This window comes from Candidatus Buchananbacteria bacterium CG10_big_fil_rev_8_21_14_0_10_42_9, assembly GCA_002773845.1.
Taxonomy (GTDB): domain Bacteria; phylum Patescibacteriota; class Patescibacteriia; order Buchananbacterales; family 21-14-0-10-42-9; genus 21-14-0-10-42-9.
In genome coordinates, this window is the sequence record PEZZ01000027.1 from 1 (window position 1) to 9,980 (window position 9,980).

Here is a 9,980-nt window from a genome sequence, read left to right on the forward strand (position 1 = left end):
TATGGTTTTATAAAATGATTTTGAATTAATATTTGGTTTAGCAAAATTAAATACATATAACCGGCCATGGCGAGCTTCACGCGTTGGAATGACGCAATCAAACATGTCCATCCCGTTTTTTACCGCCATAACTAATTCTTCTGGGCGGCCAAGACCCATGAGATAACGAGGCTTATCGGGCGGCAATAAAGGCTCTACCCATTTTAATACTTGCGCCATTTTTTGACGCGGTTCGCCAACGGCCACCCCACCAATCGCAAATCCATCAAAATTCATTGCGGTTAATTGCCGCGCCGATTCAGTTCGTAAATCTTTAAAGGTGCTTCCTTGAACAATGCCAAAAAGCAAATTTTTATTTTTTAACTTCTTCTTTTCAGCTAAGCAGCGCTTGGCCCAACCGGTGGTTAGCTCCAAAGATTCTTTGGCATATTTTTTTGAGCAAGGGTACGGCGGACACTCATCTAGCACCATCATAATATCTGCGCCAATAATACTTTGAATTTGTACCGCGCGCTCAGGCGTTAAAAAATATTTGTTGCCGTTTTTAGGATCCGCAAAATAAACACCGTGTTCGGTAATTTTTCTATGCTTGCCTAAAGAAAAAACTTGATAGCCGCCCGAATCTGTTAATATTGGTCCTGGCCAATTCATAAACTGATGCAGCCCGCTCGCTTTTTTCATTACCGCCATGCCCGGCTCCAATAACAGATGATAAGTGTTAGACAATAAAATTTGTGCTCCAAGCTCCATCATCTCATCCACTGACACGTTTTTCACCGCTCCCCGAGTGGCAATCGGCATAAAAAACGGCCCGGCAATTTCGCCGTGCTTGGTTGTTAGTTTGGTTAATCGCGCTTTGGATTTCTTACTTTTTTTAACTATTTTAAAATAAGTCATTATAACTATTTACTCTTTTCTGTTTGCTATTTGCTCTTCGCCTTATTACCACCAACTCGGCTGATATCGCCCTTTATCTAATTCATTCCATCCACTTTTTAGGCCTTGCAGCATTAAACTATAAACTACCGCCAAACCAATGTAAAAAATAATTTGGCTTTCACTGTTAGATATTGAAAACATCCGCGTCAACATGCGTGTGAAGATATAATTTGATGTATAATAAAAATAAATGCCGAAAGCCAAGGTGATATACAGCATATCCAAACGGCGCTTAAATTGTAAGTAAGATTCGTCATATTGCCCTTCTGGCCGCGGCAAATTTCTGCGCATATCAATTTGTAAACGCTTAAGTAATTTCAATACTTCATAAACAGCAACAGCAATTAACATCGCCGGCAAAAAAGATAGATATAAATATGCAAAAGTTTTTACTGTATAGCCGTCAAAGTACAAAAGCCTAGGCGCAATCACGTAATAGCTTAAAATAAAGCCCGGAAAAACCGAGATAAATAATTTACGCATTCGGGCGTTGACGCTATCATGCATCACTTTCGTATCTTGCTCTAACCAATAAGCGTGTTCTGGTTCACGCACGTCCATACAGTTAAAAGAACAATTATTGCAATTTGAAATTGCGCCAGTTTTTGGCAATTTATAATGACACCGATTATTTTTAATTTGAATTGACGGATTAATAGAATACGCTTTTTCAGCCGCTGATACTGGACACAAGGCCGTACACCAACCTGACTTTACCGGGAAGATTAAACCCATAACAAAAGCCACCGCAAACATTAAAATCAACGCCCAAAATCCAAACTGAGGATGAAGGTCTGATAAAATCAAGCGCGAAGGCACAATCACCCAAAAAGCAATGGCGCTAATCAACAGGCCCTTACGCTTCACAAAGTTATAAAATGGCAACCGCCAACCTGTAAGTTGATTAATTCTTGGCCCCTGCCGCTCCATTTTTTTGCGCCACCAAAATACCCAGTTAAACAAATTAAATGTGGCTAGCGGGCAAATATTTCGCCACAATCCAACTGCAAAAAAAATTGTATAAACCATTAACGGGATTAAAAGCATCCAAAAAAATTCCCTGGCTGAAATATTGAAAATCTCCCATTCAAACCGCATCGCGGTAAGCACTAAAACCATTACCGCAACCATTAATACTCGTAGCGTTGTCCAAAGTTTTTGGTATTTATAATATCTAATCATAATAATTACTTAATTCCACAAACTGGTTTGCCGGCGGTTAAAAAACCAACGTGCCATCATAATTGCCGCGGCCACAATAATTATAGCTCCGGCAAAATAAAGCATTTGCAATTTCAAAGAATTATTCGTTGACGGATTAAACGTGGTAGCTAAATATTCTGAAATGCTAATATAACGGCCGTTAGCAATAGTAAAAAATTGCGGCTCGCTTTTTTGCATAACTTTACCAGCTGAATCTAACACCGCGACAGTAGCGTTGTATTCTCCGTCGTTTAAAATATTAGGCAAGTAATAATTCCAATTACCCGCCCCGCCAACTTGGGTAAAGCCTAAAATTGGGGTGTGGCTGTCAACAAAAAATGACAGCACTTCCCCGGGCCGGCCGGTACCGGAAAAAACAATGTAGTTGTTTTCCTCCCGCGTAAAATTAGTAACGCGATTAATTTTATAATTAACAGTTTCGAGCCCTGTAGCTTGAGGTAATTCCAGTGCCCGCAAGCTCAATAAAGCTAAAATTGTCTGGTTTAAAGATAACGGCAACACCTGGTTATCTGCCCCCAAGGGATTGCTTTGATTTTGCAATTCTTTAAAATCACTGTCACCATCTTCATCAGAATCAGCTTTCAACACGTTGGTTTTTAATAAATTTTCCAAATCATCGGGCAAGCTGTCGCCATCACTATCCATTGTTAAAATCATTGGCGGAAATAAAACCTGATCATTGGGTATGGCTGGCAACGGTAAAAAAACTAATGGCTGAGACGTACTAAATACACTATTGTTAAACAACAAGCTGTCATCAAGTTGGTCCGCTAAATCTTTTACTGGCTGGGACGTATAGAAAAAATCATCACCCGGTAAAACTTTGATTTGGCCTTCATTAATTTGTATCACATATTTATTTTGCGAAGCCGCCACGCTATTGCCACGATCATTCAACGACACGCCATTAACTAAATATCCCCCCGGCGATAAATTAGTTACATCAACTTCACTTAACCAGCTAAAACTATCCGGGGAAGAGGCCGGCGACACAATGTTTTTTCCGTCCCGAGATAATATAAATTGGAAGCCAGAAAGCGGCTGGGAACTATTGGCTGAAAACACAATTGTGCCAGCCTCGAGCTTTACTTGAGGTGAGTTTGTGGTGATATATAATTCACTTTCTGTATGAGCGTTTACAATACTGCTCCGGATGCCAAAATACAAAAAAACGGACATAGCCAAAATAAAAATCAATATCCGAAAATAAAACTGTAAGCGGGTAAGCAATGACTTGGTTAAAGTTACGACCATGAGTTGAATATCACCATAATTATAGCATAAAACAAACATTTTACTATCTGCTTACCTTGAATTCTTGCCGGAAACTGATACAATTGCTACATGGCTCAAAAACAAATAACACCGTTGGTTGAGGATTTAGTCAAGCAATTTAAACCAACGGTTTATAAAGAATTTGTTCCGCCGGACGTTGAAAAACTTGAGGTTAGTTTAATTACGACCAAAATCGTTTCCTTTTATGAACGTATTCGTAACACCTTAGACTACCAAGAGGAACATTTAGTCCGGCGCAACGGCATTGCTAGATATTTACGCCGGATGATTATAGTTGAAGGCAAGCGCAAAAATTTAGCTCAAACTCTTTTGACCGAACTTATCCGCACCAAATATTTAGAGAATAAAAAAGTTCCGGTGACTAAAATTCCGGATATTGAAAAAATAATTGATAAATATCTTTATCTCATTGAGCCGTATGACAAAACCATAACCGACCGTAAAAGTTCAGCCGTTGTTAAATGGTTAATTGCGGTAATGGCGTGTGAAATTGAAGAAAAGCTTTTCCCGCTGGTGCGTGATCGCGCCACTGTGATGGCGATGTACCAATATTTAAAAACAGAATTAGTCTATGTTAATAACCCCCTGCCAGAGCAAGAACGAGATGTTCAACTTTACTTGACCGTTTGGCGCGGCTTAATAAAATCTGACCACCCTTTGCTCCGTTATGAACTGCTTAAACTTTATTACCCGGATTGGAATAACCCCAGCGCCGAAACCTCATCCGGCGCTTCGGCTCATTTAGAAAAGCTCATCGATAACATTGATCGGCAAATAAAAAATCCATTTGGCGAAAAACTAACTCGTTTTTTAAAAAAACATAACATTTATTTTTCAATTTTGCGCGATGTGTTAATGGTTAAGGCCAGCGACTCTATGGCCACCGTAAGCGACACTGGAAAATTAAGTTTAGCCGTTGAAGACGCATGCAACACCCGCTACAAAGAAGCCCGTAAAAAATTACATCGTTCGGTTGTTCGCTCCGTACTTTACATTTTTATCACTAAAATGACCTTAGGTTTAATTTTAGAAGTGCCGTATGATTTAATTGTATATGGCAGTGTAATTTTTACACCGCTAATTATTAATATCGTATTTCACCCGGTGTTAATGTTTTTAATCACTATTCCGATCAGCGTACCCAGCAAAAAAAATACCCAAAAAATTGTCAAAGGTGTAAGTGACATTATTTACGGGGAGAAAAGTGATAAGTTAATTTACAAACACCGACGCAGCAGTGTAACGTTAAATTTCTTTTTTGGCCTTTTTTACTTACTGATGTTCGCCGTTTCGTTTGGCATAATCATAACCATTTTGCGCCGGTTAGATTTTAGCGTTTTAAGCGGATTTTTATTCTTGCTGTTCTTAAGTATCATCAGTTTTTTTGCTATTCGCATTCGCTATCACGCCAAAGAGCTTGTGGTTTTAGACCGGCGTGATGGAATTTTAAGTTTTCTATTTGATATTTTAACTTTGCCCATTTTACGGGCTGGGCGTTGGGTGTCTATGAACTCTCAAAAAATTAATATTTTTATTTTCATTTTAGACAACATCATTGAGGCCCCGCTTAAAATGGTGGTGTCTGGCGTAGAAGAGTTGACGGGCTTTGTTAAAGAAAAAAAAGAAGAACTTCAATAAAGCCTTTAAACGTACGACGACCCGGGGTCCTCAATCCTCGGGTCGTTTAGGTTGGTGGATAAGCCAAGCTTAGGCTGCCCCTCCCGACAGCACCAAGGCCGTTATGCTGACGCTCCCGGCCAAGAACACAACTGTCAAAATGGCTTGAGCCACAAATTGGACCATCCCGTTAGGGATGCCTTCTTGGGGCTTCGCTTGGGCGTCGCGATTTCTCCACGCCAAGGGCAGAAACGCCGCCATAAAGGCAGTCGCTACCCAAGACAGACAACAAACTCCGACCAAGATTCACCGTCCTTTCTGGTTTGAGTTTACCCAGATAAACTTATTTAAAACTTATCAAGGTAATAGAAAATGTCAAGCCTCTTAAAACAAAACGCCCCGGAAAGTTCTCCACTCTTTCCGGGGATTATTATTGTCGGCTATTTTCGTCTGCTTCGGCCCCAAACGGGTCTTCATACGCCCAAATCAACAAGGCGACAATCAAAGCAAAAATTCGAGAAAAAAACGCGACAACAAATAAACCGGCAACGAATACGGTGGGCGACATTACACACCAAGCCTTTCTAGGCGGTTGCCCTAACAGTAATATTAGAGCTACGCTACCATGATTTCAAAAAAGCGCCAATAGCAATAATTAAGCTAAAATTAGGGATTTATTTATTTCATACCCTTGACAGACTCAAATATTTCCTTATACTTACCTCGTCAAAATTGACAATTCTACTCAAAAATTTTCTAAAAATAAACTCATGCCAAATACTGACCCTATTGAAACAATTAAGCAAGCTGAAGCAAATAGCGCCGAAGCTATTAGTTTGGCTAAAAAAAATTCTGAGGCTGAAGTGAAAAAAGCCAACGCCGATTTTAGCCAAAAATTAGAGTCTGTCGAAACCGAAGTCAATGATGAACTAAACCAAATTGTCCAAGACGTTAATAAAGAAGTAAGCGAGCTTAAACAAACAGCCCAGAAAAATTTACAAGCTGAGTTGCAAAAACTAGACGCCGTCCCAAAAGATAAAATTACCCAAGCCGTTAACCACATTATCGACAAGTTAAAATAGTTATGGCAAGTTCTCAAATAAAAAAAATAAACATTATTTTTAAACAAAGCGAAAGTCAAAAAGTTTTAGAAACTTTACAAAATTTAAGCTTAGTTCATCTTGAAAACGAATCCGAGCAAACGCCATACAACGAAAAGTTAGCTAGCTTAGAAAAAGATAGCGCTAATTTGTTATTTGCGATTAACTTTTTAACTCCGTATTATGTTGACCCAAAAGGCACCCTGGATAAAATTTTAGATCCTAAAATCGCAGTGTCAGAAAAACAAGCGGTTGAAATTGCCAATCAAACCAATTGGTCAAAAATTGTAAGCCAAGCCCAAAAACTAGAACAAAGTATTAGTGATTTAGAAGCGCGAGGCGAAAAACTAATTGCCGAACAAGAACTTTTGTCGCCGTGGGAAAATTTAAGTTTTGTGCCGATGACCAAAGACTTACCTAAAAATTTTCATCTTCTTTTTGCCTCCGCCCCGAACGAAATTTTTGACAAACTTTTAAAATTTTCAGCGACTAAAGAAATTGAAATTGCCAAAGTCAACGCGATCGGCACCGAATCTTATTTTTCAATTATCTTTAAAGATAAAAGCCTGACTGAATTGCCAGAATGGCAACAAGTTAAATTTGTTGAATTGCCTGAACTGGATGATAAAATTATCTACCGGCTGGAGGCAATTAAACGTGAATTAAAAATCAATCAGTCAAAAATTGATGACGCCAAAAAAGAAGCTGAAACGTTGGCAAAAAATGTGGCTAATTTAAAAATCATTTCTGATTTAGTCGATTGGCAATTACAACAAGCTGAAAAAGTGGCAACGGCAAGCACCACCGAACAAACCGCTATTTTAACTGGCTGGGTAGCAAATTCAGATTTAAAAACTGTAAATAAAAGACTGCATGAAACCACTTCAGCCATAGCGGTCATTGAGCAACCAATTGGCAAAGACGACAACGTGCCGGTGCAACTTCGAAACAAGGGCTTTCGCCCGTTTGAAGCAATTACCGGAATCTATGGCTCACCTTTGGCGGGCGAGCCAGATCCAACACCGTGGCTAGCTCCATTTTTCATTATCTTTTTTGGTTTATGTTTAACCGATGCCGGCTACGGAGCGGTGCTAGCCGGCCTGTCGTTTTTAGCCTTAAAATTAATGAAAGTTGGCGCCGAGGCTAAAAAATTATTAAAGGTATTAGTCTATGGCGGCATTGCCACTTTTGTCTTGGGCGCACTTGCCGGCGGTTGGTTTGGAATCGCTATAGACACTATTACCATTGAACCAATTAGAAATATCTTACAACAAATCCGATTAATTGACCCGGTGGCTGATCCAATCACGATGTTAATTATTTCTTTAATTTTAGGCGTCATTCAAGTTTTAGTTGGCTTAGTCGTTAACATCTGGTGGAAAGTAAAACACGGACAAATCAGCGAAGCGCTGTGGGGTTCAGGCGTTTGGTTTTATACCCTAAGCATGTTGATGGTTTGGATCATGGCAAAAAGCGAAGTTTTGCCGCCCGTCACGCTAATACCGTCACTTTATTTACTTTATTTAGGTTTAGCTTTGGTTGTCATTTCTGGGATGCGACAAACCAAAAATCTATTTTTAAAGCCAGTCATCGGTATTTTAGGCTTATATAATATTGTTGGTTACTTCTCAGATGTTTTATCTTATTCGCGTTTGCTCGCGCTTGGACTAGCCACCGGCATTATTGCTTCAGTGATTAACTTAATCGCTTTTTTGGCCGCCGATTTAGTGCCTTATGTTGGTTGGGTGCTAACTATTGGAATTTTAATTGGCGGACACATTTTTAATATGGCGATTAACGTACTTGGCGCTTATATTCACTCTGGCCGTTTGCAATTTGTGGAATTTTTCCCGAAATTTATGGAAGGCGGCGGGAAAACATTTGAACCATTTTCAAAACAAAGTCGATTCGTTCGAATAACTAAATAATATCACCCAAGGGGTGATCGACCCCTGGGCGAAATAATAAATAACTAAGTAAAAACATATGACGATAGGATTAGCACTTGCAATTTTGGGCGCGGCATTAGCGGCCGGATTAGCAGGCACTGGATCTGCCCTTGGTGTGTCAATTGCCGGCCAAGCCGGCACGGGCGTTACCGCGGAAGACCCAGACAAATTCGGTAAAGTTTTGCTACTAGAAGCTTTGCCCGGCACGCAGGGAATTTACGGTTTCTTAGGTGCAATTATGGCCTTACAAAAAGTAGGGTTATTAGGCGGCGGCGCGGTTGATATCTCAACCGCACTTGGCTGGCAAATTTTATTTGCCTGTTTGCCCATTGCCATTGCCGGACTAACTTCTGGATGGCTCCAAGGTAAAGTATCGGCTGGCGGCATGGGGATTGTGGCTAAATCACCCAAAGCTTCCGGCAAAGCAATTATTTTATCAGCCATGGTAGAAACTTATGCTGTCTTGGGACTGCTTACTACGATCCTACTAATTAATGGAATAAACATTGGCTAACTATGGCATTGCAAGACATTGTCAAAGCAATTGAAAAACAAACCCTTAGCGAAACCGCTAAAATTGACCAGCAAAAAGAGCATGCTTTGCTAGAGTTACGCAAGAGCTGGGAGCAAAAAATCAAAGCTCGCAAGGCTGAAATCATTGCCCAGGCTAAAATTAAAGCGCAAAAAAAAGTTCAGCAAGCTGATTTCACTTTGGCAAGCCAACGCCAAGCCGCTATTCTACAAAAAAAACAAGCGGTTATTGACGAAGTATTCAAACAAGCCTTGGCCAAATTATCATCATTAAACGACAGTGAATACGAAAAACAAATTGTCAAGCTGATCAAAGCTTTGCCCCAAGGCATTGACGGTGAAGTAATTCCAGTAAAAGGCAAAGAATCAATAACTAAAAAAGCCCTCAAGGCTAGCGGTAAGAACTGCAAAGTTGGCGCCGAGGCGCTCAATGGCGGCGGTGGATTTGTTTTCCAATCCCAAGACGTTATGATTGATAGCCGCTTTGATGAACTTATTGCTACCTTAAAATCAGAGTTAACGCCGGAAGTGGCCAATATTATCTTTGGTTAATATGTCTGAAACTGCCTACGCTCACATCAATGCCCGCATTAAGCATCTGGAAACTCGCTTGCCAGATCGGATTGATTTGGAACGGATGGTTGGTGCCGCCACCGCCGCTGACGCATTTCAGGTATTGTATGACACTGATTATGCCAATAACATGCAAGACTTAAAACCAGAACAATATTACCAAGCACTCAAAGCTGATTTGCAAGAATTAAAAACGTTTTTGCAAACGTACGTGCCGAATAAAACTTTAGTTCAACTATTATTATTGCAAGATGATTATAACAACTTAAAAGCTCGATTAAAACAAAAACATCAAGTTAACAATATATCCCCCGACGATTTCTCTAACTTCGGCAGTGTCCCCTCAGCCGATTGGGCTGATCCGGTTAATGCGCCCCGTGATTGGTGGGCGGTAATTACCGAAGCGAAAGCAGACCTAGGCGAAAATCCCGCACCTCAAGCCATTGATGCCTACGTCGATTCCAAATATTTTGCTGCGGCTTTAATCCTGGCCAAAAAAATCAAAAGCCAATTTGTGCATGATTACATCAAAATGCAAATTGATCATGCCAACTTAAAAATCTTTATTCGCGCGCGTTTCATCGGCCTAGATAAAAATACAGTCAGCCAATATTGGATTTTGGGCGGCAGCTTCACGGCTTCAAATCTGGATAGCGCGTACGCAGATGAAGGGCTAAGCGTAACCAGTCTATTTAAGTCAAAATTCAACGACGCCCAATGGAAAAGAATAAACGAAGTGCTAGAAACTAAA

Annotated in this window: 9 protein-coding genes; 6 read left to right on the top strand and 3 right to left on the bottom strand. The window is 40.2% G+C overall.

Features of this window, described 5'->3' with window-relative positions:
• The 3 genes from COT81_03400 to COT81_03410 form a co-directional block, all read right to left on the bottom strand.
• Nucleotides 1-897 (bottom strand): tRNA guanosine(34) transglycosylase Tgt (locus COT81_03400; protein ID PIS04984.1); only part of this gene is annotated, 897 nt, incomplete at its 3' end.
• Between the two features lie 45 nt (nucleotides 898-942).
• Nucleotides 943-2,121, bottom strand: a complete 1,179-nt coding sequence (locus COT81_03405; GenBank protein PIS04985.1) for a hypothetical protein — start codon at nucleotides 2,119-2,121, stop codon at nucleotides 943-945.
• A 9-nt stretch (nucleotides 2,122-2,130) separates the two neighbouring features.
• A complete protein-coding gene (locus COT81_03410; GenBank protein ID PIS04986.1) occupies nucleotides 2,131-3,456 on the bottom strand; it encodes a hypothetical protein in 1,326 nt (441 codons plus the stop codon).
• A 51-nt stretch (nucleotides 3,457-3,507) separates the two neighbouring features.
• Here COT81_03410 and COT81_03415 point away from each other — a divergent pair, with 51 nt between their 5' ends.
• From COT81_03415 to COT81_03440, 6 genes are all read left to right on the top strand, one after another.
• Nucleotides 3,508-5,097: a hypothetical protein gene (locus COT81_03415; protein PIS04987.1), complete on the top strand. Its 1,590-nt coding sequence runs from the start codon at nucleotides 3,508-3,510 to the stop codon at nucleotides 5,095-5,097.
• A gap of 749 nt (nucleotides 5,098-5,846) precedes the next feature.
• Nucleotides 5,847-6,158 carry a hypothetical protein gene (locus COT81_03420; protein PIS04988.1) on the top strand — a complete coding sequence of 104 codons (312 nt, stop codon included), beginning with the start codon at nucleotides 5,847-5,849 and terminating at the stop codon, nucleotides 6,156-6,158.
• Between the two features lie 2 nt (nucleotides 6,159-6,160).
• On the top strand, nucleotides 6,161-8,104 hold the full coding sequence (locus tag COT81_03425) for a hypothetical protein (GenBank protein PIS04989.1): 1,944 nt from the start codon (nucleotides 6,161-6,163) through the stop codon (nucleotides 8,102-8,104).
• Between the two features lie 58 nt (nucleotides 8,105-8,162).
• Nucleotides 8,163-8,639: a permease gene (locus COT81_03430; GenBank protein PIS04990.1), complete on the top strand. Its 477-nt coding sequence runs from the start codon at nucleotides 8,163-8,165 to the stop codon at nucleotides 8,637-8,639.
• Between the two features lie 2 nt (nucleotides 8,640-8,641).
• Nucleotides 8,642-9,208 (top strand): hypothetical protein, encoded by a 567-nt coding sequence (locus COT81_03435; protein ID PIS04991.1) that lies wholly within the window; start codon nucleotides 8,642-8,644, stop codon nucleotides 9,206-9,208.
• Between the two features lies 1 nt (nucleotide 9,209).
• The coding region (locus COT81_03440; protein ID PIS05008.1) for a hypothetical protein at nucleotides 9,210-9,980 on the top strand (771 nt) is incomplete at its 3' end.

Coding starts and splice junctions, on each gene's coding strand:
- COT81_03405 (PIS04985.1), bottom strand. CDS start 2,121: ATGATTAGATATTATAAATACCAAAAACTTTGGACAACGCTACGAGTA.
- COT81_03410 (PIS04986.1), bottom strand. CDS start 3,456: ATGTTTGTTTTATGCTATAATTATGGTGATATTCAACTCATGGTCGTA.
- COT81_03415 (PIS04987.1), top strand. CDS start 3,508: ATGGCTCAAAAACAAATAACACCGTTGGTTGAGGATTTAGTCAAGCAA.
- COT81_03420 (PIS04988.1), top strand. CDS start 5,847: ATGCCAAATACTGACCCTATTGAAACAATTAAGCAAGCTGAAGCAAAT.
- COT81_03425 (PIS04989.1), top strand. CDS start 6,161: ATGGCAAGTTCTCAAATAAAAAAAATAAACATTATTTTTAAACAAAGC.
- COT81_03430 (PIS04990.1), top strand. CDS start 8,163: ATGACGATAGGATTAGCACTTGCAATTTTGGGCGCGGCATTAGCGGCC.
- COT81_03435 (PIS04991.1), top strand. CDS start 8,642: ATGGCATTGCAAGACATTGTCAAAGCAATTGAAAAACAAACCCTTAGC.